General features: G+C 70.7%; 22 protein-coding genes. 19 read left to right on the forward strand and 3 right to left on the reverse strand.

Annotated elements, in window-relative coordinates:
* Window positions 1-39 precede the first annotated feature (39 nt).
* Both ACFVZW_RS32950 and ACFVZW_RS32955 read right to left on the reverse strand, forming a co-directional pair.
* On the reverse strand, window positions 40-1269 hold the full coding sequence (locus tag ACFVZW_RS32950; protein WP_384529224.1) for a DUF349 domain-containing protein: 1230 nt from the start codon (window positions 1267-1269) through the stop codon (window positions 40-42).
* A 187-nt stretch (window positions 1270-1456) separates the two neighbouring features.
* The gene (locus tag ACFVZW_RS32955; protein WP_384529227.1) at window positions 1457-2245 is read right to left on the reverse strand and encodes a peptidylprolyl isomerase; all 789 of its coding nucleotides are present in this window, start codon (window positions 2243-2245) and stop codon (window positions 1457-1459) included.
* Window positions 2246-2398: 153 nt separating this feature from the next.
* Here ACFVZW_RS32955 and ACFVZW_RS32960 point away from each other — a divergent pair, with 153 nt between their 5' ends.
* The 5 genes from ACFVZW_RS32960 (at window position 2399) to rpsD (ending at window position 7503) form a co-directional block, all read left to right on the forward strand.
* A complete protein-coding gene (locus tag ACFVZW_RS32960) occupies window positions 2399-3106 on the forward strand; it encodes an MBL fold metallo-hydrolase (protein WP_384529230.1) in 708 nt (235 codons plus the stop codon).
* Between the two features lie 10 nt (window positions 3107-3116).
* Window positions 3117-4379 (forward strand): histidine--tRNA ligase, encoded by a 1263-nt coding sequence (gene hisS, locus ACFVZW_RS32965; protein ID WP_384529233.1) that lies wholly within the window; start codon window positions 3117-3119, stop codon window positions 4377-4379.
* Between the two features lie 145 nt (window positions 4380-4524).
* Entirely contained in the window at window positions 4525-5136 is a 612-nt protein-coding gene (locus ACFVZW_RS32970) for a vitamin K epoxide reductase family protein (protein ID WP_384529236.1), read from the forward strand.
* A 44-nt stretch (window positions 5137-5180) separates the two neighbouring features.
* Window positions 5181-6533: a replication-associated recombination protein A gene (locus tag ACFVZW_RS32975; protein ID WP_384529239.1), complete on the forward strand. Its 1353-nt coding sequence runs from the start codon at window positions 5181-5183 to the stop codon at window positions 6531-6533.
* A 355-nt stretch (window positions 6534-6888) separates the two neighbouring features.
* On the forward strand, window positions 6889-7503 hold the full coding sequence (gene rpsD, locus ACFVZW_RS32980; RefSeq protein WP_158985446.1) for a 30S ribosomal protein S4: 615 nt from the start codon (window positions 6889-6891) through the stop codon (window positions 7501-7503).
* A gap of 53 nt (window positions 7504-7556) precedes the next feature.
* Here the strand turns inward: rpsD and ACFVZW_RS32985 are convergent, their stop codons facing one another.
* Complete coding sequence (locus ACFVZW_RS32985; RefSeq protein ID WP_384529242.1) at window positions 7557-9686, reverse strand: ATP-binding protein; 2130 nt, start codon at window positions 9684-9686, stop codon at window positions 7557-7559.
* Between the two features lie 171 nt (window positions 9687-9857).
* Here ACFVZW_RS32985 and ACFVZW_RS32990 point away from each other — a divergent pair, with 171 nt between their 5' ends.
* The 14 genes from ACFVZW_RS32990 (at window position 9858) to nusB (ending at window position 23137) form a co-directional block, all read left to right on the forward strand.
* Window positions 9858-10289 carry a DUF948 domain-containing protein gene (locus ACFVZW_RS32990; RefSeq protein WP_376444014.1) on the forward strand — a complete coding sequence of 144 codons (432 nt, stop codon included), beginning with the start codon at window positions 9858-9860 and terminating at the stop codon, window positions 10287-10289.
* 6 nt (window positions 10290-10295) lie between these two features.
* Entirely contained in the window at window positions 10296-10646 is a 351-nt protein-coding gene (locus ACFVZW_RS32995; RefSeq protein ID WP_384529245.1) for a DUF6167 family protein, read from the forward strand.
* Window positions 10646-13315, forward strand: a complete 2670-nt coding sequence (alaS, locus tag ACFVZW_RS33000; RefSeq protein ID WP_384529248.1) for an alanine--tRNA ligase — start codon at window positions 10646-10648, stop codon at window positions 13313-13315. Before ACFVZW_RS32995 ends, alaS begins: the two co-directional genes overlap by 1 nt.
* A gap of 2 nt (window positions 13316-13317) precedes the next feature.
* Entirely contained in the window at window positions 13318-13782 is a 465-nt protein-coding gene (gene ruvX / locus ACFVZW_RS33005; protein WP_329125795.1) for a Holliday junction resolvase RuvX, read from the forward strand.
* A gap of 101 nt (window positions 13783-13883) precedes the next feature.
* Window positions 13884-15665, forward strand: coding sequence for an endolytic transglycosylase MltG (gene mltG, locus ACFVZW_RS33010; RefSeq protein WP_384529251.1), 1782 nt, complete (start codon window positions 13884-13886; stop codon window positions 15663-15665).
* Window positions 15665-16495, forward strand: coding sequence for a shikimate dehydrogenase (locus ACFVZW_RS33015; RefSeq protein WP_384529254.1), 831 nt, complete (start codon window positions 15665-15667; stop codon window positions 16493-16495). Before mltG ends, ACFVZW_RS33015 begins: the two co-directional genes overlap by 1 nt.
* 177 nt (window positions 16496-16672) lie before the next feature.
* On the forward strand, window positions 16673-17857 hold the full coding sequence (gene aroC, locus ACFVZW_RS33020; RefSeq protein WP_376444027.1) for a chorismate synthase: 1185 nt from the start codon (window positions 16673-16675) through the stop codon (window positions 17855-17857).
* A gap of 29 nt (window positions 17858-17886) precedes the next feature.
* A complete protein-coding gene (locus ACFVZW_RS33025) occupies window positions 17887-18372 on the forward strand; it encodes a shikimate kinase (RefSeq protein ID WP_384529270.1) in 486 nt (161 codons plus the stop codon).
* Window positions 18369-19463 (forward strand): 3-dehydroquinate synthase, encoded by a 1095-nt coding sequence (gene aroB, locus ACFVZW_RS33030; RefSeq protein ID WP_384529257.1) that lies wholly within the window; start codon window positions 18369-18371, stop codon window positions 19461-19463. The genes ACFVZW_RS33025 and aroB overlap by 4 nt, the downstream gene beginning before the upstream one ends.
* On the forward strand, window positions 19460-19906 hold the full coding sequence (locus ACFVZW_RS33035; RefSeq protein WP_158985427.1) for a type II 3-dehydroquinate dehydratase: 447 nt from the start codon (window positions 19460-19462) through the stop codon (window positions 19904-19906). The genes aroB and ACFVZW_RS33035 overlap by 4 nt, the downstream gene beginning before the upstream one ends.
* 129 nt (window positions 19907-20035) lie before the next feature.
* Entirely contained in the window at window positions 20036-20902 is an 867-nt protein-coding gene (locus tag ACFVZW_RS33040) for an AAA family ATPase (protein ID WP_384529260.1), read from the forward strand.
* Between the two features lie 78 nt (window positions 20903-20980).
* A complete protein-coding gene (locus ACFVZW_RS33045; RefSeq protein WP_384529263.1) occupies window positions 20981-22087 on the forward strand; it encodes an aminopeptidase P family protein in 1107 nt (368 codons plus the stop codon).
* 49 nt (window positions 22088-22136) lie between these two features.
* Window positions 22137-22703, forward strand: a complete 567-nt coding sequence (gene efp / locus ACFVZW_RS33050; protein ID WP_384529266.1) for an elongation factor P — start codon at window positions 22137-22139, stop codon at window positions 22701-22703.
* A gap of 2 nt (window positions 22704-22705) precedes the next feature.
* Window positions 22706-23137: a transcription antitermination factor NusB gene (nusB, locus tag ACFVZW_RS33055; protein ID WP_376444042.1), complete on the forward strand. Its 432-nt coding sequence runs from the start codon at window positions 22706-22708 to the stop codon at window positions 23135-23137.
* The last annotated feature ends 36 nt before the right edge of the window (window positions 23138-23173 follow it).

Genomic DNA, 23173 nt, shown 5'->3' on the forward strand with positions numbered 1-23173 from the left:
ACCTGTCACAGGTACCGGGGCCCTTCCCGTACGACCTCGTCAGCCGCCGAACTCCTCCAGGCCCTTCAGCGCCTGGTCCAGCAGCGCCTGGCGGCCCTCCAGCTCACGGCCCAGCTTGTCGGCCTTGGCGTCGTTGCCCGCCGCGCGGGCCGCGTCGATCTGCTTCTGCAGCTTGTCGACCGCGTCCTGCAGCTGACCGGTCAGACCCGCGGCACGCGCGCGTGCCTCCGGGTTGGTCCGGCGCCACTCCGACTCCTCGGCCTCCTGGAGTGCCCGCTCCACCGCGTGCATCCGGCCCTCGACCTTCGGCCGGGCGTCGCGCGGCACGTGGCCGATGGCCTCCCAGCGCTCGTTGATGGAGCGGAAGGCCGCGCGCGCCGCCTTCAGATCCGTCACGGGCACCAGCTTCTCGGCCTCGACCGCGAGCTCCTCCTTCAGCTTGAGGTTCTCGGTCTGCTCCGCGTCCCGCTCGGCGAAGACCTCGCCGCGCGCCGCGAAGAACACGTCCTGGGCGCCGCGGAAGCGGTTCCACAGGTCGTCCTCGTGCTCGCGCTGGGCGCGGCCCACCGCCTTCCACTCCGCCATCAGCTCGCGGTAGCGGGCGGCCGTGCCACCCCAGTCCGTGGAGTTGGAGAGCGACTCGGCCTCGGCGACCAGCTTCTCCTTGGCCTTGCGGGCCTCCTCGCGCTGCGCGTCCAGCGAGGCGAAGTGCGCCTTGCGGCGCTTGGAGAACGCCGAGCGGGCATGCGAGAAGCGGTGCCACAGCTCGTCGTCCGACTTCCGGTCGAGCCGCGGAAGGCCCTTCCAGGTGTCCACGAGCGCGCGCAGCCGCTCACCGGCGGCCCGCCACTGCTCGCTCTGCGCCAGCTCCTCGGCCTCCTTGACCAGGGCCTCCTTGGCGCCCCGCGCCTCGTCGGTCTGCTTGGCCTTCTGGACCTTGCGCTCCTCGCGGCGCGACTCCACCGTCTCGACCAGCTTGTCGAGACGAGTGGTCAGCGCGGCGAGGTCACCCACGGCGTGATGCTCGTCGACCTGCTGCCGGATGTGGTCGATCGCGGCAGTGGCGTCCTTCGCCGAGAGGTCGGTGGTCTTCACCCGCTTCTCGAGGAGGCCGATCTCGACAACCAAGCCCTCGTACTTGCGCTCGAAGTAGGCCAGTGCCTCCTCGGGAGTGCCGGCCTGCCACGATCCGACGACCTTCTCGCCCTCGGCAGTACGCACGTACACGGTGCCCGTCTCGTCGACGCGGCCCCACGGGTCGCTGCTCACAGCGCCTCCTCCACATGATGCCGCTGAGGGGGTTGTGCCCCCTGGGCATCGTCCACAGTTTCCCGGCGGGCCTCGCCCGCCCTCAACAACGCGGATACAGGACCGCGCTGCACAACGCCAATCTAGGCGACCGGCCGCCCGGCTGTCCGCACTCAGCGCGACCGAAATTCAACGGTCACGCCGTGCGTCACTTCTTGGTGACCGTGGCCTTCTCGATGGTGACGGGCTTCTTGGGCGCGCCGTCCTTGGCACCGCCCTCGACCCCGGCCTTCGCGACCTCCTGGACGGCCTTGAGGCCCGCCGCGTCGATCTTCCCGAAGGGGGTGTAGCTCGGCGGCAGCTTCGTGTCCTTGTAGACGAGGAAGAACTGGCTGCCGCCCGTGCCCGGCTGACCGGTGTTGGCCATCGCCACCGTTCCGGCCGGGAACGTCACCGAGCCGTCCGCGCCGGCCTTGCCGAGGGAGTCCAGGTTCTCGTCCGGAATGGTGTAGCCCGGGCCGCCGGTGCCGTCGCCCTTCGGGTCACCGCACTGGAGGACGAAGATGCCGTCGGTGGTGAGCCGGTGACACTTCGTCCCGTCGAAGTACTTCTTGTCGGCCAGGTGCTTGAAGGAGTTCACCGTCCGCGGGGTCTTCGCCGCGTCCATGGTGATGGAGACGTCGCCCTCGTTCGTCTTCAAGGCCATCGTGTACGTGGCCTTCTTGTCGACGGTCATCGCCGGCTCGGGCGTGGTCGACTCGCTCGCCGTGGGCGTCGGGGCGTCGCTCGCCGCGGCGTCGTCGGAGCCCTTCTTGCCGCTGTCGGTCAGCGCCACCGAGGCGTACACGGCGCCACCCGCGGCCAGGACCACGGCCAGCGAGGCGGCGATGACGGTGTTGCGGCGCCTGGCCTTCAGCCGCGCCTCCTGCCGTCGCTGCTGCTGCCGTACGTACTTCTCCCTGGCGAGCTGCCGCCGCCGCTGATCGCTGCTGACCACCGGGTCTGCTCCTTGTCGCTCGTGCGTTCCTGCCCTGGCCGGGTGTGCCCGTACCGTATACGGGTTGGCTGTGGAATACGCAGCGCCGGTAGGCTCTGATCTGCCGCTTCCGCTCCGCCGCACCACCGTGCCGGACGACATTTAAGGACGATCGTGCTGATTGCCGGGTTCCCCGCCGGGGCCTGGGGGACCAACTGCTATCTGGTCGCCCCCGCCGCAGGCGAGGAGTGCGTGATCATCGACCCGGGCCACCAGGCCGCCCAGGGAGTCGAGGAGACGCTTCGAAAGCATCGGCTCAAGCCCGTCGCGGTGGTCCTCACCCATGGCCACATCGACCATGTCGCCTCCGTCGTCCCGGTCTGCGGCGCCCATGACGTACCCGCGTGGATCCACCCCTCCGACCGGTACATGATGAGCGACCCGGAGAAGGCCCTCGGCCGCTCCATCGGGATGCCGCTCATGGGCGAGCTGACCGTGGGCGAGCCGGACGACGTGCACGAGCTCACGGACGGCGCGAAGCTGGACCTCGCCGGGCTGGAGTTCTCCGTCGCCCATGCGCCCGGTCATACCAAGGGGTCGGTGACCTTCCAGATGCCGCAGACCACGGAGATCCCCTCCGTGTTCTTCTCGGGCGATCTGCTCTTCGCCGGCTCCATCGGACGCACCGACCTGCCCGGCGGTGACATGGACGAGATGCTCGAATCGCTGGCCCGCGTGTGCCTGCCGCTCGACAACTCGACCGTGGTGCTGTCGGGACACGGTCCCCAGACGACCATCGGCCAGGAGCGCGCCACCAACCCGTACCTGCGGGACGTGGCGGCCGGCCTCGGGAGCACGAAGGCTCCCCGACGAGGAATGTGACGAGACTTTCGTGAGCACCTTCAAGGCCCCCAAGGGCACGTACGACCTGATCCCGCCGTACTCCGCGAAGTACCTGGCGGTTCGTGACGCCATCTCCGGACCGCTGCGGAAGTCCGGCTACGGCTACATCGAGACGCCCGGCTTCGAGGACGTCAACCTCTTCGCGCGCGGCGTCGGCGAGTCCACCGACATCGTCACCAAGGAGATGTACACCCTCACGACCAAGGGCGGCTCCGAGCTGGCGCTGCGTCCCGAGGGCACCGCGTCCGTGCTGCGCGCCGCCCTGGAGGCAAGCCTGCACAAGCAGGGCAACCTGCCGGTCAAGCTCTGGTACTCCGGCTCGTACTACCGCTACGAGCGCCCCCAGAAGGGCCGTTACAGGCACTTCTCCCAGGTCGGTGCCGAGGCGATCGGCGCCGAGGACCCGGCGCTCGACGCCGAGCTGATCATCCTTGCCGACGACGCGTACCGCTCGCTGGGCCTGCGGAACTTCCGCATCCTGCTGAACTCGCTCGGGGACAAGGAGTGCCGCCCCGTCTACCGGGAGGCGCTGCAGACCTTCCTCCGGGGTCTTGACCTCGACGAGGAGACGCTGCGCCGGGCTGACATCAACCCGCTGCGCGTCCTCGACGACAAGCGCGAGTCCGTGCAGAAGCAGTTGGTCGGCGCGCCGCTGCTGCGCGACTACCTGTGCGACGCGTGCAAGGCGTACCACGAGGAGGTGCGCGCGCTGATCACCGCGGCGGGTGTGGCCTTCGAGGACGACGCCAAGCTGGTGCGCGGCCTGGACTACTACACGCGGACCACGTTCGAGTTCGTCCACGACGGCCTGGGCTCGCAGTCCGCGGTCGGCGGCGGTGGTCGCTACGACGGCCTCTCCGAGATGATCGGCGGCCCGGCGCTCCCGTCGGTCGGCTGGGCGCTCGGCGTGGACCGCACCGTGCTGGCCCTGGAGGCGGAGGGCGTGGCGCTGGACATCCCGGCGACCACCAGCGTCTTCGCCGTCGCGCTCGGCGAGGAGGCGCGCCGGCTGCTGTTCGCCAAGGTCACCGAGCTCCGCAAGGCGGGCGTCGCGGCGGACTTCGCGTTCGGCGGCAAGGGCCTCAAGGGTGCGATGAAGGACGCGAACCGCTCGGGCGCGCGCTTCACCCTGGTCGCCGGCGAGCGTGATCTGGCCGAGGGCGTCGTCCAGTTGAAGGACATGGAGTCCGGCGAGCAGGAGCCGGTGGCTCTGGGCGAGCTGGTCGACACCGTCCGGGCGAAGCTGGCCTGACCCGAGGCGTCAGGACGACCGGGGCCCGAAGACCACTTCTCGCGGCCCGGGCCCCGGTCGTCCTTATGTCCACCGAACGGTGGAACGGGCCCCTCGTGCGGCAGAATGACCATGGCCAGAAGCCCGCGAGTGATGGATCGGGGATATGACAGACGCAGCGGTTGACGACGCGACGCGCGGCACGATCGGCGCGAGCCGCGCCTTGGCCTGGCTGCTGGTGATCACCGGTGCCGCGGGCCTGCTCGCCGCCTGGGTCATCACCATCGACAAGTTCAAGCTCCTCGAGGACCCGAACTTCACCCCGGGCTGCAGCCTCAACCCGATCGTCTCCTGCGGCAACATCATGAAGAGCGAGCAGGCCTCGGTCTTCGGCTTCCCGAACCCGATGCTCGGTCTCGTCACCTACGCGATGGTGATCGCCATCGGCTTCGCCCTCCTCGCGGGCGCCCGCTACCGCCGCTGGTACTGGCTCGGACTGAACGCGGGCACGCTGTTCGGCGTCGGGTTCTGCACCTGGCTGATGCACCAGTCGCTGTACGAGATCAACGCCCTCTGCCTGTGGTGCTGCCTGGCATGGGTCGCCACGATCGTCATGTTCTGGTACGTGACCTCGCACAACGTCCGCCACGGTGTGATTCCCGCCCCCCGCGGCCTGCGGACCTTCTTCGACGAGTTCACCTGGGTGCTGCCCGTCCTGCACATCGGGATCATCGGGATGCTGATCCTGACGCGCTGGTGGGACTTCTGGACCTCCTGACCGGCCGGGCGGGACTGTCGGTGGCGTGACCTAGGCTTCATGACGTGGAGCCCGACCTCTTTACCGCAGCCGCCGAAGAACGCCAGGAGAAGGACCCGTCCGCCAGCCCCCTGGCCGTACGGATGCGTCCGCGCACCCTCGACGAAGTCCTCGGCCAGCAGCATCTGCTCAAGCCGGGATCTCCCCTGCGGCGGCTGGTGGGGGAGGGCGACGGAGGCCCGGCTGGCGCCTCGTCCGTGATCCTCTGGGGGCCGCCCGGCATCGGGAAGACCACCCTCGCGTACGTCGTCTCCAAAGCGACGAACAAGCGCTTCGTGGAGCTCTCCGCGATCACCGCGGGCGTCAAGGAGGTCCGCGCCGTCATCGAGGGGGCCCGGCGGGCAGCCGGCGGCTTCGGCAAGGAGACCGTCCTCTTCCTCGACGAGATCCACCGCTTCTCCAAGGCCCAGCAGGACTCCCTGCTCCCGGCGGTGGAGAACCGCTGGGTGACGCTGATCGCGGCGACGACCGAGAACCCGTACTTCTCGATCATCTCCCCCCTGCTCTCGCGCTCCCTGCTGCTCACGCTGGAGCCGCTCACCGACGACGACCTGCGCGACCTGCTGAAGCAGGCCCTCACCGAGGACCGCGGGCTCGGCGGTGCGGTCACCCTGCCCGAGGACGCCGAGGCGCATCTGCTGCGGATCGCCGGCGGCGACGCGCGGCGCGCGCTGACCGCCCTGGAGGCGGCCGCGGGCTCGGCCATCGCCAAGGGCGAGCCGGAGATCACACTCCAGACGGTCGAGGAGACCGTCGACCGGGCGGCGGTGAAGTACGACCGGGACGGCGACCAGCACTACGACGTGGCCAGCGCGCTCATCAAGTCCATCCGGGGCTCGGACGTGGACGCGGCGCTGCACTATCTGGCCCGGATGATCGAGGCGGGGGAGGACCCCCGGTTCATCGCCCGCCGTCTGATGATCTCGGCCAGCGAGGACATCGGCCTGGCCGACCCGACGGCTCTGCCGACGGCGGTCGCGGCCGCACAGGCGGTCGCGATGATCGGCTTCCCCGAGGCGGCGCTGACCCTGAGCCACGCCACGATCGCCCTGGCCCTGGCCCCCAAGTCGAACGCGGCGACGACCGCGATCTTCGCGGCCCAGGCGGACGTACGGAACGGTCTGGCGGGCCCGGTCCCCCCGCATCTGCGCGACGGCCACTACAAGGGTGCGGCCAAGCTGGGCCACGCCCAGGGGTACGTCTACCCGCACGACGTCCCGGGCGGCATCGCGGCCCAGCAGTACGCACCGGACGAGGTCCACGGCAAGCGCTACTACGAACCGACCCGCTACGGCGCGGAGGCGCGGTACGCGGACGTGGTGGAGAAGGTACGGGAGAGGCTGCGGGGCGACGGCTGACGGCGGGACCCGGGCGCGTGCACGGGCACCCGGACGACCCGGTACACTCGTGCGGAGTGCTGCGTCCCGTGTCCGGCCTCGGCCGGCGCCACCAGAACGGGACAGGCAGCCGGAGCCCCGCCTCAGGCGGGATCTCCAGGAGTGTCGCGCACCTTCGAAGGTGTCGCGGGCAACCCATCACCTCCCCGGATCCCCGGGACCAGGTGATGGGCCGTTCGCGTGCTGCACGTATGTGCCCAGACCAGGGAGCGGCTGCCCGACAGGTCCTCACGGACCAAACGGGTTTCCCCGGCTGCGGATGCGACCTCCTCTAACCCTGGTGAAGCCGTATTCGTACAGATAGAGAGGTTGGTTCATGCCGAACCAGTCCCGTCCCAAGGTCAAGAAGTCGCGTGCCCTCGGCATCGCGCTGACCCCGAAGGCCGTCAAGTACTTCGAGGCCCGCCCCTACCCGCCGGGCGAGCACGGCCGTGGCCGCAAGCAGAACTCGGACTACAAGGTCCGTCTGCTCGAGAAGCAGCGTCTGCGCGCCCAGTACGACATCTCTGAGCGTCAGATGGCCCGCGCGTACGACCGCGCCAAGAAGGCCGAGGGCAAGACGGGCGAGGCGCTGGTCGTCGAGCTCGAGCGTCGCCTCGACGCCCTGGTCCTGCGTTCGGGCATCGCCCGCACCATCTACCAGGCCCGCCAGATGGTCGTGCACGGTCACATCCAGGTCAACGGTGGCAAGGTCGACAAGCCGTCGTTCCGTGTCCGTCCCGACGACGTCGTGATGGTCCGCGAGCGCTCCCGCGAGAAGCCCCTGTTCCAGGTGGCCCGTGAGGGTGGCTTCGCCGCCGACGGTGAGACCCCGCGCTACCTGCAGGTCAACCTGAAGGCCCTGGCCTTCCGCCTCGACCGCGACCCGAACCGCAAGGAAATCCCGGTCATCTGCGACGAGCAGCTGGTCGTCGAGTACTACGCCCGCTGATCCAGCTGTCGTAGTACCACCCCCGCGGTGTTCAGCCCGCCGCTTCCCCGCCCTTACCGGTGGGGAAGCCGGCGGGCTTCCGCGTGTCCGGCGCCCGTCGTACGGAACGGCCGAGGCGCCCGGGGTCCCGCGATGCGGGTGGCCGGACCCCGACGCTCGAGCGCCCGGTCCACCGCCGCGTCCAACGAGAGCCGCTGCCCCTCACGTACCGACGCCCCGTAACGCTCCGCGCCCAGCACCTCGCCGGCCTGCCGCTCGCACAGCGCCCGCGCTCCGTTGAAGTAACCCGAGCCGAACAGCTGCAGCCCCACCGAGTCCCACACCGGCAGCGCCGCACCCTGCAGCACCGCCGCCTCCGCCGGATCGCCCTCGCTCGCCGTCACCAGCGCGAGCAGCTCGATCCCCAGCACGAGACCCACCAGGTCGTGGAAGGTGTGGTTGATGGTCACGCACTCCGCGAGCAGCTTCCGCGCCTCGCCGTGATCGCCCCCGCACCACGCCGCGTACGCCAGGACATAGAGCGCGTACGCCCTGGTCCAGCGCTCGCCGCGCTCCTCGCAGATCTCCCGCACCTCCGCGCACAGCGCGACCGCACTCTCCAGATCCCCCTGGAAGACCCGGGCCATCGCCAGCTCGACCTGCCCCATCAGCACATTGCTGTTCAGCTCGCCGAGCTCCCGGTACGCCTCCAGCGCGCTGCCGATCAGCTCCTCCGCGCGGGGCATGTCGTCGGAGAGCAGGGCCAGACAGCCCATCCGGTGCGTCGCGTACGCCTCCGCCACCGGGTTCCCGACCGAGCGGGCCCGCTCGCCGCACTCGTGGAGCGCCGCGACCGCCGCCGTGCTGTCCCCCTGCAGGATCGCCACGTAGCCGAGCACCCACAGCGCCTTCAGCCGGGCGTCATCGTGCTCCGAGCCGAGCGCCAGCGCCCGGTCCAGCCAGTGCCTGCCCTCCGCGAGTCGTCCGCACCCCGCCCAGTAGAACCAGAGCGTCCCGGCGAGATGCTGTGCCAGATGCGCCTCGTCCGGCTGCTCCAGACAGAGCTCCATGGCCGCCCGCAGATTGGGCAGCGCCGCGTCCGTGCAGGCCGCGACCTCGGCCTGGCGCGGGCTGAACCACTCCAGCTCGCACCAGGTGGCCAGCCCCATGTACCAGTCGCGGTGCCGGCGGCGCATCCGCTCCGTGTCGCCGAGCGCCGCCAGCCACTCCGCCCCGTACGCGGACACGGTGTCCAGGATCCGGTAGCGCGGACCCGCGGTGGTGTCCTCCCGCGCGACCAGCGACTGGGCGAGCAGGCCGCCGAGCACCTCCAGGACCTCGTCCGCCGGCAGGTCCGGGCCGCCGCAGACGTACTCCACCGCCTCCAGATCGAACGGTCCGGCGAAGACGGAGAGCCGTGCCCACAGCAGCCGCTCCCGCGGGGTGCAGAGCTCGTGGCTCCAGCCGATCGCCGTCCGCAGCGTCTGGTGGCGCGGCAGCCCGCCGCGCGGCCCGTCCGTCAGCAGCCGGAACCGGTCGTCGAGCCGATGCAGCACCTGCTCCACCGTGAGCAGCGGCATCCGGGCGGCCGCCAGCTCCAGGGCCAGCGGAATCCCGTCGAGCCGGCGGCACAGCTCGTGCACGACGGCTGGGTCCCGGTCGTCCGGCCCACCGGGCGCACCGGCGGCCCGGGCCCGCTCCTCGAACAGGCCCACCCCGTCCGTCTCGTCCATCGGCGCCAGCGTGAACACCGCCTCGCCGTCCACCCGCAGCGGGCGGCGGCCCATCGCGAGCACGGTCAGGCCGGGGGAGTGCCGGAGCAACTCCCGTACGAGCGGGGCGCTCTCTGCCAGGAGATGCTCGAAGCCGTCGAGGACCAGCAGGATCCGGCGCTCCGCGAGGTGCTCGGTCAGGATCTCGTGCGGGGTCCGCAGGGTGTGGTCGGTCAGCTCCAGCGCCTCGACCAGGGCGAGGGCCACCAGATCCGGGTCGCGCAGCACCGAGAGATCGGCCAGCCACACCCCGTCGACGTAGCGTTTCTGCGTGGTCGAGGCGACCTTCAGACCCAGCCGGGTCTTGCCGACACCGCCCACCCCGACGATCGTGACCAGACGGAATTCCCCCAGAAGCCGGGCCAGTTCGGCCCGCTCGTCGGCCCGTCCGATGAACCGGTTCAGCTCCGCCGGGAGGTTGCTCCTTCGCATGGGACACGGAGCGTACCCATCCGCACGCACTCCGTACAATCGGATCGAACGAGTCCCCTCCCGAGAGCCGCGATACGAGCCCTCATGCGGTACGGGGAAAGAGCCCGGGCGCGATAGGGTCGGAGGACGACTTTTGGCAAGGGCCCAACGACAAGCAGGGAGCGGTGCGGAGTGACCGGTGGAGAGGTTGCCGGGATTCTGGTGGCCGTGTTCTGGGCGATTCTCGTCTCCTTCCTCGCCGTGGTGCTGGTGAGGCTGGCGCAGACGCTCAAGGCGACCACCAAGCTGGTGGCGGACGTGACCGAGCAGGCCGTCCCGTTGCTCAGCGACGCCTCCGCCACCGTGCGGTCGGCGCAGACCCAGCTCGACCGGGTCGACGCGATCGCCTCGGACGTCCAGGAGGTCACCTCCAACGCCTCGGCGCTCTCCTCCACCGTCGCCTCCACCTTCGGCGGCCCGCTCGTCAAGGTCGCGGCCTTCGGTTACGGGGTGCGCAAGGCCCTCGGCCGCGGCCGTGACGAGGCGCCGCCGGCGCCCTCGCGACGTACCGTCGTCGTCGGTCGCACCGTGCCGGCCGCGCGACGCCGGAAGCAGAAGGGCTGACGCGCGATGTTCCGCCGTACGTTCTGGTTCACCGCAGGCGCCGCCGCCGGCGTCTGGGCCACCACCAAGGTCAACCGGAAGCTCAAGCAGCTGACCCCGGAGAGCCTCGCCGCGCAGGCGGCGAACAAGGCGATCGAGACCGGCCACCGGCTCAAGGACTTCGCCCTCGACGTCCGGGCGGGCATGGTCCAGCGCGAGGCCGAACTGGGCGAGGCCCTCGGCCTGGAAGCCCCGGTGGACGCGCCGGTCGAGCGCGAGCTCCCCGGACCGCGCCGCAGGGCATCGCTCGATGCCACCCCTGACACCACGACGTATTCGTATCCCACGATCTCGTACAACCGGAATGAGGACCACTGATGGAGTCGGCTGAAATCCGCCGCCGCTGGCTGAGCTTCTTCGAGGAGCGCGGGCACACCGTCGTGCCTTCGGCGTCGCTCATCGCGGACGACCCGACTCTGCTTCTGGTCCCCGCGGGCATGGTTCCGTTCAAGCCGTACTTCCTCGGCGAGGTGAAGCCGCCGTTCTCGCGCGCCTCCAGCGTGCAGAAGTGCGTGCGTACGCCCGACATCGAAGAGGTCGGCAAGACCACCCGCCACGGCACGTTCTTCCAGATGTGCGGCAACTTCTCCTTCGGCGACTACTTCAAGGAAGGCGCCATCAAGCTCGCCTGGGAGCTGCTGACCACCTCGGTGGAGCACGGCGGCTACGGGCTCGAGCCGGAGAAGCTCTGGATCACCGTCTACCAGGAGGACGACGAGGCCGAGCAGATCTGGCGCGACGTCGTCGGCGTCCCGGCCGAGCGCATCCAGCGCCTCGGCAAGAAGGACAACTACTGGTCCATGGGCGTCCCCGGCCCCTGCGGACCGTGCTCCGAGATCAACTACGACCGCGGCCCCGAGTTCGGTGTCGAGGGCGGCCCGGCCGTCAACGACGAGCGGTACGTGGAGATCTGGAACCTGGTCTTCATGCAGTACGAGCGCGGCGAGGGCTCCGGCAAGGAGGACTTCCCGATCCTCGGCGAGCTGCCGTCGAAGAACATCGACACCGGCCTCGGCCTCGAGCGCCTGGCGATGATCCTCCAGGGCGTACAGAACATGTACGAGACCGACACCCTCCAGGTCGTCATCGACAAGGCCACCGAACTCACCGGCGTCGGCTACGGCAAGGCCCACGAGAGCGATGTCTCGCTGCGTGTCGTGGCCGACCACATGCGTACGTCCGTGATGCTCATCGGCGACGGTGTCACCCCCGGCAACGAGGGCCGCGGATACGTGCTGCGCCGCATCATGCGCCGCGCCATCCGCAACATGCGCCTGCTCGGCGCCACCGGCCCGGTCGTCGGCGAGCTCGTGGACACCGTGATCAACACGATGGGCGAGCAGTACCCCGAGCTGATCACCGACCGCAAGCGCGTCGAGACCGTCGCGCTCGCCGAGGAGGCCCGCTTCCTCAAGACGCTCAACGCCGGCTCGAACGTCCTCGACGGCGCCGTCACCGAGACCAAGGCCGCGGGCAGCACGGTCCTCCCGGGCGACAAGGCGTTCCTGCTCCACGACACCTGGGGCTTCCCGATCGACCTCACCCTGGAGATCGCCGCCGAGCAGGGGCTCTCCGTGGACGAGGCCGGCTTCCGCCGCCTCATGCAGGAGCAGCGGGACAAGGCCAAGGCCGACGCCAAGGCCAAGAAGACCGGCCACGCCGACGTCGCCGCCTACCGCGAGATCGCGGACGGCAACGGCGCCACCGAGTTCACCGGCTACACCAACACCGAGGGCGAGACCACGGTCGTCGGTCTGCTGGTCAACGGTGTCCCGTCGCCGGCCGCCTCGGAGGGCGACGAGGTCGAGGTCGTCCTCGACCGCACCCCCTTCTACGCCGAGGGCGGCGGCCAGCTCGCCGACCAGGGCCGGATCAAGCTGCACAGCGGCGCCGTCATCGAGGTCCGCGACGTCCAGCAGCCGGTCCCCGGAGTCTCCGTGCACAAGGGCTCCGTCCAGGTCGGCGAGGTGACGGTCGGATCCACCGCGTACGCCGCCATCGACATCCGCCGCCGCCGTGCCATCGCCCGCGCCCACTCCGCCACGCACCTGACGCACCAGGCCCTGCGTGACGCGCTCGGCCCGACGGCCGCCCAGGCCGGTTCCGAGAACTCGCCCGGCCGCTTCCGCTTCGACTTCGGCTCGCCGAACGCCGTGCCCGGCACGGTCCTCACGGACGTCGAGCAGAAGATCAACGAGGTCCTCGCCCGCGAGCTCGAGGTCCACGCCGAGGTCATGCCGATCGACGAGGCCAAGCGCCAGGGCGCCATCGCCGAGTTCGGCGAGAAGTACGGCGAGAAGGTCCGCGTCGTCACCATCGGCGACTTCTCCAAGGAGCTGTGCGGCGGTACGCACGTCGGCAACACCGCCCAGCTGGGTCTGGTGAAGCTGCTCGGCGAGTCGTCGATCGGCAGTGGCGTGCGCCGGGTCGAGGCCCTCGTCGGTGTCGACGCGTACAACTTCCTCGCCCGGGAGCACACGGTCGTCGCCCAGCTCCAGGAGCTGGTCAAGGGCCGCGCCGAGGAGCTGCCGGAGAAGATCTCCGCCATGCTCGGCAAGCTGAAGGACGCCGAGAAGGAGATCGAGAAGTTCCGCGCCGAGAAGGTGCTGCAGGCCGCCGCCGGTCTGGTCGAGGGCGCCAAGGACATCCGCGGCGTCGCGCTCGTCACCGGCCAGGTCCCTGACGGCACCTCCGCCGACGACCTGCGCAAGCTGGTCCTCGACGTCCGCGGCCGCATCCCGGGCGACCGCCCGGCCGTCGTGGCCCTCTTCACCACGGCCAACGGTCGTCCGCTCACGGTCATCGCCACCAACGAGGCCGCCCGCGAGCGCGGTCTCAAGGCCGGCGAGCTGGTCCGCACGGCCGCCAAGACCCTCGGCGGCGGCGGTGGCGGCAAGCCGGACGTCGCCCAGGGCGGCGGCCAGAATCCCGAGGCGATCGGCGAGGCCATCGAGGCCGTCGAGCGTCTCGTGGTGGAGACGGCGTGACGATGCGTCGCGGCCGTCGACTCGCGATCGACGTCGGGGACGCCCGGATCGGGGTCGCCTCGTGCGACCCCGACGGGGTCCTCGCCACTCCGGTGGAGACCGTGCCGGGACGTGATGTCCCGGCCGCCCACCGGCGGTTGAGGCAGATCGTCGAGGAGTACGAACCGATCGAGGTCGTCGTGGGCCTGCCCCGCTCGCTCAGCGGGCGGGAGGGCCCGGCGGCCACCAAGGTCCGCGCCTTCGCGCAGGAGATGGCGAAGGGCATCGCGCCGATCCCGGTCCGCCTGGTCGACGAGCGGATGACGACGGTGACGGCCACACAGGGCCTGCGGGCCTCGGGGGTGAAGTCGAAGAAGGGCCGGTCCGTCATCGATCAGGCCGCCGCTGTGATCATCCTTCAGAATGCTCTTGAGTCCGAACGGGTATCAGGTAATCCGCCCGGCGAGGGCGTCGAAGTGGTCATCTGATCGCGATACGGTAACGTTCCGCGCGATGCGGTGGTGTTCGAACAGCTACCGCACAACGTAGAGGCGGATCGTCCGGAAGCCTCGCGGCTGTTTGGGGATCGATGACTGAGTATGGCCGGGGCCCTGGCTCCGAACCGTGGCATCCCGAGGACCCGTTGTACGGGGACCAGGGATGGGGAGGCCAGCAGCAGCCGTACCCGCAGCAGGCGCAGTACGGCCAGGACCAGTACGGCCACGGGCAGCTCGGCCAGGACCAGTACGCCCAGGATCAGTACGGCCAGGGCTCGTACGCGCAGGACCAGTACGGCCAGGGCGGGCAGCAGGGGTACACCCAGCAGTACCAGCAGCCGCAGCAGCATCAGGGCCAGCAGCACCAGCCGCAGCAGCCTCAGCAGTACAGCGATCCGCAGTATGGAAATCAGTCGTACGGCGGGCAGCAGGGGTATCCCGGGCAGGGCTACGACACGCCCGGGTACCCCGCACAGCAGTACGACACGGGCTGGGAGACGGGCCAGGCGGCCATGCCGTACGGCGCGACTCCCGCCGATCCGTACGGCGGCCAGAACCCCGACCTCTACGGCACCCCCGAGGCGTACCCGCCGCCGCAGCCCCCGAGCCGGCGGCAGGGTCCGCCGGAGCCGGTGATCGACTGGGACGCGGAGCCCGAGGAAGAGGAGCGGCACCCCTTCTTCACCGGCGAGAACGGCGCCGATGACGACGACTACGACGACGACCCGTCCGAAGACGGCTCGTCGCGGGGCGGTCGCGACCGGCGGGGCGGCAAGGGCCAGAAGGGCCAGAAGAGCAAGAAGGGCAAGAACGGCATCGCATGCCTGGTCGTCGCCCTCGTGCTCGCGGGCGGTGTCGGCGGCATCGGCTACTTCGGCTACCAGTTCTGGCAGGGCCAGTTCGGCGCGGCACCCGACTACGCGGGCGACGGCGGCGGCGAGATCCAGGTCGAGATCCCCAAGGGTGCCGGCGGCTACGAGATCGGGAACATCCTCAAGAGGGAGGGTGTCGTCAAGAGCGTCGACGCCTTCGTCTCGGCGCAGGGCAAGAACCCGAACGGCATCAAGATCCAGGCGGGCGTCTACACGCTGAGGAAGGAGATGTCGGCGGAGAGCGCCGTCACGATGATGCTCGACCCGGCGAGCCAGGCGAACTTCGTGATCCCCGAAGGCAAGCGGAACGTCTGGGTCTACGAGCAGATCGACAAGAAGCTCGAGCTCGAGGCCGGCTCGACGCAGCGCGCCGCCAAGGCGAAGGCGAACGACCTGGGTCTCCCCGACTGGGCGAAGAACCACAAGGACGTGAAGGACCCGCTGGAAGGCTTCCTGTTCCCGGCGAGCTACCCGGTGGCCAAGGGCAACAAGCCCGAGGACGTGCTGCGCAAGATGGTCTCCCGCTCCAACGCGGAGTTCGCGAAGTACGACCTTGAGGCCAAGGCGAAGCAGCTCGGCGTGGAAAGCCCGTGGGAACTCATCTCCATCGCGAGCCTCGTCCAGGCGGAGGGCACCTCGCACGACGACTTCCGCAAGATGGCCGAGGTCGTCTACAACCGGCTCAAGCCCAGCAACCCGCAGACGTACGGCAAGCTGGAGTTCGACTCGACGTACAACTACATCAAGAACCAGAGCAAGATCGACCTCACCCTCGAGGAACTGCGGAAGTACGACAACCTCTACAACACGTACTACTACAAGGGCCTGCCGCCCGGTCCGATCGGCAACCCGGGCAACGAGGCGCTGAAGGGCGTGGTGAACCCGACGAACGAGGGCTGGTACTACTTCATCTCGCTCGACGGCAAGACGTCCAAGTTCACCAAGACGAACGCCGATCACCAGAAGCTCGTCAACGAGTTCAACAAGTCGAGGAAGAACTGATGCCGTCCATGCGGCGCGCGGCCGTCCTCGGCTCGCCCATCGCCCACTCGCTCTCCCCGGTCCTGCACCGGGCGGCTTACGCCGCGCTCGGCCTCGACGGCTGGTCGTACGACCGGTTCGAGGTCGACGAGGCCGGGCTGCCCGAGTTCGTCGCCGGGCTGGACGGCTCCTGGGCCGGCCTGTCGCTGACCATGCCGTTGAAGCGGGCGATCATCCCGCTGCTCGACGAGATCAGCGACACGGCCGCCTCGGTGGAGGCGGTGAACACGGTCGTCTTCACCGAGGACGGCCGTCGCGTCGGCGACAACACCGACATCCCCGGTCTGATCGCCGCCCTGCGCGAGCGGGGCGTGGAGAAGGTGGAGTCCGCCGCCGTCCTCGGCGCCGGTGCCACCGCCTCCTCGGCGCTCGCCGCGCTGGCGCGCATCTGCGCCGGTCCCGTCACCGCCTACGTACGGAGCGAGGCGCGGGCCGACGAGATGCGCGGCTGGGGTGAGCGGCTCGGTGTGGACGTGCGTACCGCGGACTGGGGGAGCGCGGCGGAGGCGTTCGCGTCCCCGCTCGTGATCGCGACCACCCCCGCCGGGACGACGGACGACCTGGCACCCGCGGTCTCCGGTGCTCCCGGCACCCTCTTCGACGTGCTCTACCACCCCTGGCCGACCCCGCTCGCCGCGGCCTGGTCCGCCCAGGGCGGCACGGTCCTCGGCGGTCTGGACCTCCTGGTGCACCAGGCCGTCCTCCAGGTCGAACGGATGACCGGCCGCGCCCCGGCGCCGCTGGAGGCGATGCGGCGGGCGGGCACCGAGGCGCTCGCGTCCCAGCCGTAGCCCATGGCGTGACACCGTGTCGGGCCCCCGCCAGCTGACATATTCGTCCCGTGCATCGTCCGATAACTGGACCTGAACCGGGATCGGTCGCCGAACGTGGGAGGATCGATGACGGCGGGCCAGGGCCGCGCACCTGGTCGCGCCAAGCAGTTCTGGGCGCGAGCATGAGGAGCATCGTTGAGCAGGTTGCGCTGGCTGACCGCCGGAGAGTCCCACGGACCCGCGCTGGTCGCGACGCTGGAGGGCCTTCCCGCCGGCGTCCCGGTCACCACGGAACTCGTGGCGGACCACCTCGCGCGGCGGCGCCTCGGCTATGGGCGCGGCGCGCGCATGAAGTTCGAGCAGGACGAGATCACCTTCCTGGGCGGCGTCCGGCACGGGCTCTCCCTCGGCTCGCCGATCGCCGTGATGGTCGGCAACACCGAGTGGCCCAAGTGGGAGAAGGTCATGGCGGCCGACCCGGTCGACCCGGCCGAGCTCAAGGAGACGGGCCGCAACGCGCCCCTGACCCGGCCCCGTCCCGGCCACGCCGACCTCGCCGGAATGCAGAAGTACGGCTTCGACGAGGCCCGGCCGATCCTGGAGCGCGCCAGCGCCCGTGAGACCGCGGCCCGCGTCGCCCTCGGAGCCGTCGCCCGGTCCTTCATCAAGGAGGCCGCGGGCATCGAGATCGTCTCCCACGTGGTGGAGCTCGCGGCGGCCAAGGCCCCGTACGGCGTCTACCCGACCCCCGCCGACGTCGAGAAGCTCGACGCCGACCCCGTGCGCTGCCTCGACGCGGACGCGTCGAAGGCGATGGTCGCGGAGATCGACCAGGCCCACAAGGACGGCGACACCCTCGGCGGCGTCGTCGAGGTCCTGGCGTACGGCGTGCCCGTCGGCCTCGGCTCCCACGTCCACTGGGACCGCCGCCTCGACGCGCGGCTCGCCGCCGCGCTCATGGGCATCCAGGCCATCAAGGGCGTCGAGGTCGGCGACGGCTTCGAGCTCGCCCGCGTGCCCGGCTCGAAGGCGCACGACGAGATCGTGCGGACCGACGACGGCATCAAGCGCACCACCGGCCGCTCCGGCGGCACCGAGGGCGGCCTGACCACCGGTGAGCTGCTCCGCGTCCGCGCCGCGATGAAGCCGATCGCGACCGTCCCGCGCGCGCTCGCCACCGTCGACGTCGCCACCGGCGAGGCCGCCCAGGCCCACCACCAGCGCTCCGACGTCTGCGCCGTCCCCGCCGCAGGCATCGTTGCCGAGGCCATGGTCGCGCTCGTCCTCGCGGACGCCGTCGTCGAGAAGTTCGGCGGCGACAGCGTCCCGGAGACCCGCCGGAACGTCCGGTCGTACCTCGACAACCTCCAGATCCGGTGACCGGACCGCAGGTCGTCCTGGTCGGGCCCATGGGGTCCGGCAAGTCCACGGTGGGCGCGCTCCTCGCCGAGCTGCTCGGTGCGCCCTACCGGGACACCGACGCCGACATCGTCGCCGCCCAGGGCCGTGAGATCGCGGACATCTTCATCGAGGACGGCGAGGAGCACTTCCGCGCCCTGGAGCGCGAGGCCGTACGGACCGCGGTCGCCGACCACGAGGGCGTCCTCGCGCTCGGCGGCGGCGCGGTCCTCGACGCCGGCACCCGCGAGCTCCTCACCGGACTGCCGGTCGCCTATCTCTCGATGGACGTCGAGGAGGCCGTACGCCGTGTCGGTCTCAACACCGCGCGGCCGCTGCTCGCCGTCAACCCGCGCCGCCAGTGGCGCGAGCTGATGGAGGCGCGCCGCCACCTCTACACCGAAGTCGCCCGGGTCGTCGTCGCCACCGACGACCGCACCCCCGAAGAGGTCGCGGACGCGGTCCTCGACGCTCTGGAGTTGAAGAAGGACGTATGACGGACCAGGAAGTGACCCGAATCCAGGTCGGCGGTTCGGCGGGCACGGATCCGTACGAGGTGCTGGTCGGGCGGCAGCTGCTCGCCGAGCTGCCCGCCCTGATCGGGCAGAAGGCCAAGCGCGTCGCCGTGATCCACCCAGAGGCGCTGGCCGAGACGGGTGAGGCCCTGCGGGCCGACCTCGCCGACCAGGGCTTCGAGGCCGTCGCCATCCAGGTGCCGAACGCCGAGGAGGCCAAGACCGCCGAGGTCGCGGCCTACTGCTGGAAGGCGCTCGGCCAGACCGGCTTCACCCGCACCGACGTCATCGTCGGCGTCGGCGGTGGCTCGACGACCGACCTGGCCGGCTTCGTGGCCGCCACGTGGCTGCGTGGGGTCCGCTGGATCGCCGTACCGACCACGGTCCTCGGCATGGTCGACGCGGCCGTCGGCGGCAAGACCGGTATCAACACCGCCGAGGGCAAGAACCTCGTCGGCTCCTTCCACCCGCCCGCCGGCGTCCTGTGCGACCTGGCCGCGCTGGACTCGCTGCCGGTCAACGACTACGTCAGCGGCATGGCGGAGATCATCAAGGCCGGCTTCATCGCCGACCCGGTGATCCTCGACCTCGTGGAGGCGGACCCGCAGGGGGCCCGTACGCCGGACGGACCGCACACCGCCGAGCTGATCGTCCGCTCGATCAAGGTCAAGGCCGAGGTCGTCTCCGGCGACCTCAAGGAGTCGGGCCTGCGCGAGATCCTGAACTACGGCCACACGCTCGCCCACGCGATCGAGAAGAACGAGCGGTACAAGTGGCGGCACGGCGCGGCCGTATCCGTCGGCATGGTCTTCGCCGCCGAGCTCGGCCGGCTGGCCGGCCGGCTCGACGACGCCACCGCCGACCGTCACCGCACGGTCCTGGAGTCGGTCGGCCTTCCCCTCACCTACCGCGGTGACCAGTGGCCCAAGCTCCTGGAGACCATGAAGGTCGACAAGAAGTCCCGCGGCGACCTGCTGCGCTTCATCGTCCTCGACGGGCTCGGCAAGCCGACCGTGCTCGAAGGCCCGGACCCGGCCGTGCTGATCGCGGCCTACGGCGAGGTGTCCGCGTGAGCGACCTCCGTCCCGTCCTCGTGCTGAACGGCCCGAACCTCGGCCGGCTCGGCTCCCGCGAGCCCGACATCTACGGCGCCACGTCGTACAAGGGCCTGGTGGAGTCGTGCCGGGCCCTCGGGGCCGAGCTCGGCTTCGACGTCGACGTGCGGGAGACCAACGACGAGGGCGAGATGATCCGCTGGCTGCACGAGGCCGCGGACGGCTCGATTCCGGTCGTTCTCAACCCGGGTGCCTTCACGCACTACTCGTACGGGATGCGCGACGCGGCCGCCCAGCGGACCGCGCCGTTGATCGAGGTGCACATCTCGAACCCGTACACCCGGGAGGAATTCCGGCACACCTCGGTCGTCGCCGCGGTCGCGACCGGCACCGTTGCCGGATTCGGGATCGGCTCCTACCGGCTCGCCCTGCGGGCGCTGGCGGAGGAACTGACCGACTGACAGCGAGCGCCCCGGGAGGCGAACTCGCCTCGTAGGGCACTTCGGACCGCCCCCGGCCGTTCCCCCTGTGGGAGCCGGGGGCGGTAACGTTTCCGGAAGTATCGGCCGTACGAGACGGAGTGGCACCGGATGCAGCACGCAGTGGGGGCTCCGTTGCCACCGCCCGAACCCACGGGATGGGCGCAGGGCGCCGGGCGACCTCCGATGGCGCAGGGCGGACACCAGGCACCGCATCCGCACCCCCACTCCCACCCCGTCCCTCCCGGCCCGCCACAGGCGCACCACCCCGCCGCGCCGCCCGCCCCCGGCTGGACGGCCGGCGGAGTGCCTCCGCATCCCGGACAGCCGGCCCCGGCGCCGCGCGACACCACCACCGGGCATGTGCAGCTGCCGCCCGTCGCCATACCCGCGCCGCATGCCGCCGAGCCGGGCACCGGCACGGCGACCCTCGCCGTCCTCCTGATCGGCCCCGCGGGCGCCGGCAAGACGACCGTCGCGCGTCACTGGGCCAAGCGCCGCCGCGTGCCGACCGCGCACATCAGCCTCGACGACGTCCGCGAGTGGGTCTGCTCCGGCTTCGCCGACCCCCAGTCGGGCTGGAACGAACACTCCGAGGCCCAATACCGCCTCGCCCGCCGCACCTGCGGCTTCGCCGCCCGCAACTTCCTCGCCAACGGCATCTCGTGCATCCTCGACGACGCCGTCTTCCCCGACCGCCCCGTCGTCGGCCTCGGCGGCTGGAAGCGGCACGTCGGCCCCGGACTGCTTCCGGTCGTGCTCCTGCCGGGCCTGGAGATCGTCCTGGAGCGCAACGCCGAGCGCAGCGGCAACCGGCGCCTCTCGGACGAGGAGGTCGCCTCCATCCACGGCCGGATGGCCGGCTGGTACGGCTCCGGCCTGCCGATCATCGACAACTCCAAGTACGACGTCGAGACCACCGCCCGCGTCCTCGACGAGGTCCTGGCCCGGTCCATAGCGAGCCCACCCGCCTGGTGACGGCCCGAGGCGGCCGCCGATGGCCCGGTCGGCCGCGCTGAGCAGGCCGGGGCGGCCCGCCCCTCGTAGGCTCGGAACATGTCAGAGGTGTATGCGGACCGCCGGGTGCGGCTGCGCGACCGGTGCGCGGCGGCCGGCGCCCCGGCGGCCCTGGTCTCCCGCCCCGCCAACGTCCGCTATCTCGCGGGCGGTTCGCCCCTCGGCGCCGTGCTGCTGATCGGCCCGGACGAGGACGTGCTGCTCTGCCCCACCGCACCGGGCGGCGATCCGGCCGACGGGCGGCTCGACGAGTCGCTCCGCCAGGCGGTGCTGCCCGCGGCCGGCGGGGATCCGGCCGTCGCGGCCGTCGACTTCGCCCGCAAGGCGGGCGCGGACGCCCTCGCCGTCGAGGAGCACCATCTGACCGTGGCCCGCCACCGCGCCATGGGCTCGGTCGCGCCGCAGCTCCAGCTCGCCGATCTCGGCGGAGCCGTGGAACAGCTGAGGATCGTGAAGGACGAGGACGAGATCGCCTGTCTGCGGATCGCGGCCGAGATCGCCGACCAGGCCCTGGGAGAACTCCTGGAGTCCATCCTGGTCGGGCGGACCGAGCGGCATCTCGCCCTGGAGCTGGAACGCCGGCTCGTCGACCACGGCGCGGACGGCGCCGCCTTCCCGACCTCCGTGGCCACCGGGCCGAACTCCGGCCGGGGCGGCCACCGGCCCTCCGACCGCCGGGTCGAGGAGGGAGATTTCCTCTCCGTCTGCCTCGGCGCCAACTACCGTGGCTACCGCTGCGAGATCGGCCGTACGTTCGTCATCGGAACCACCCCCGCGGACTGGCAGATCGAGCTCTACGACCTCGTCTTCGCCGCTCAGCGGGCGGGCCGGGAGTCCCTGGCGCCCGGCGCGGAGTACCGCGACGTGGACCGCGCCGCCCGCCAGATCCTGGACGCCGCGGGCCACGGAGAGGCCGTTCCCTCCCTCACCGGGCACGGTGTCGGCCTGGAAATCGACGAGGACCCGCAGCTCGCACCCTCGGCCATGGGTAAACTGGACGCTTGTGTGCCGGTCACCGTCGAACCGGGGGTCCACCTCCCGGGCCGGGGCGGGGTCCGGATCGATGACACGCTCGTCGTGCGCCAGGAGGCGGACGGCGGACCCGAGCTACTCACCATTACGACCAAGGAGCTGCTCGCGCTGTAGGGCGCGTACGCCTCCGTGGTCCCACGTCAGTCCAGGAGATTCCGCAACCGTGGCTTCCACGAACGACCTCAAGAACGGCATGGTGCTCAAGCTCGACGGGGACCAGCTCTGGTCCGTCGTCGAGTTCCAGCACGTCAAGCCCGGCAAGGGCCCCGCCTTCGTGCGCACCAAGCTCAAGAACGTGCTCTCCGGCAAGGTCGTCGACAAGACCTTCAACGCCGGTGTGAAGGTCGAGACGGCCACCATCGACCGCCGCGACATGCAGTTCTCGTACATGGACGGCGACTACTTCGTCTTCATGGACATGCAGACCTACGACCAGCTGATGGTCGAGCGCAAGGCCGTCGGCGACGCCGCCAACTTCCTGATCGAGGGCTTCACCGCCTCGGTCGCGCAGCACGAGGGCTCGGTGCTCTACGTCGAGCTCCCCGCCGCCGTCGAGCTGACCGTCCAGCACACCGACCCGGGCGTCCAGGGCGACCGCTCCACCGGCGGCACCAAGCCGGCCACGCTGGAGACCGGCCACGAGATCCAGGTCCCGCTCTTCATCACCACCGGTGAGAAGATCAAGGTCGACACCCGCACGAGCGACTACCTCGGCCGGGTGAACAGCTAACCGTGGCTGCCCGCAGCAAGGCCCGTAAGCGCGCCTTCCAGATCCTCTTCGAGGCTGACCAGCGCGGTGCGTCCGTGCAGCAGGTCCTCGCGGACTGGGTCCGGCACGCACGGTCCGACGACCGTCAGCCGCCGGTCAACGAGTTCACGATGCAGCTGGTCGAGGGGTACGCGGACCACGCGAACCGGATCGACGAGCTCATCGCCACCTACGCGGTGGACTGGGACCTGGACCGGATGCCGGTCGCCGACCGGAACATCGTGCGCCTCGGCGCGTACGAGCTGATCTGGGCCGACGAGACGCCGGACGCCGTGGCGATCGACGAGGCGGTGCAGCTCGCCAAGGAGTTCTCCACCGACGAGTCGCCGACCTTCGTCAACGGCCTCCTGGCCCGCTTCAAGGACCTGAAGCCACGCCTTCGCCGGGACGCCTAGCTCCCGGCAGCCGAAGGGGCCCGCAGCACATCGTGC

The organism is Streptomyces sp. NPDC059567, assembly GCF_042735655.1.
Classification (GTDB): domain Bacteria; phylum Actinomycetota; class Actinomycetes; order Streptomycetales; family Streptomycetaceae; genus Streptomyces.

Bases quoted from the DNA above. Each gene is read 5' to 3' on its own strand.
- ACFVZW_RS32995 (WP_384529245.1), top strand. From the start codon at position 10,296: ATGTTCCGCCGTACGTTCTGGTTCACCGCAGGCGCCGCCGCCGGCGTC.
- ACFVZW_RS33025 (WP_384529270.1), top strand. From the start codon at position 17,887: ATGGGGTCCGGCAAGTCCACGGTGGGCGCGCTCCTCGCCGAGCTGCTC.
- ACFVZW_RS32970 (WP_384529236.1), top strand. From the start codon at position 4,525: ATGACAGACGCAGCGGTTGACGACGCGACGCGCGGCACGATCGGCGCG.
- ACFVZW_RS33045 (WP_384529263.1), top strand. From the start codon at position 20,981: ATGTCAGAGGTGTATGCGGACCGCCGGGTGCGGCTGCGCGACCGGTGC.
- ruvX (WP_329125795.1), top strand. From the start codon at position 13,318: ATGCGTCGCGGCCGTCGACTCGCGATCGACGTCGGGGACGCCCGGATC.
- ACFVZW_RS32985 (WP_384529242.1), bottom strand. From the start codon at position 9,686: ATGCGAAGGAGCAACCTCCCGGCGGAGCTGAACCGGTTCATCGGACGG.
- rpsD (WP_158985446.1), top strand. From the start codon at position 6,889: ATGCCGAACCAGTCCCGTCCCAAGGTCAAGAAGTCGCGTGCCCTCGGC.
- ACFVZW_RS33015 (WP_384529254.1), top strand. From the start codon at position 15,665: ATGCCGTCCATGCGGCGCGCGGCCGTCCTCGGCTCGCCCATCGCCCAC.
- mltG (WP_384529251.1), top strand. From the start codon at position 13,884: ATGACTGAGTATGGCCGGGGCCCTGGCTCCGAACCGTGGCATCCCGAG.
- aroB (WP_384529257.1), top strand. From the start codon at position 18,369: ATGACGGACCAGGAAGTGACCCGAATCCAGGTCGGCGGTTCGGCGGGC.
- ACFVZW_RS33040 (WP_384529260.1), top strand. From the start codon at position 20,036: ATGCAGCACGCAGTGGGGGCTCCGTTGCCACCGCCCGAACCCACGGGA.
- alaS (WP_384529248.1), top strand. From the start codon at position 10,646: ATGGAGTCGGCTGAAATCCGCCGCCGCTGGCTGAGCTTCTTCGAGGAG.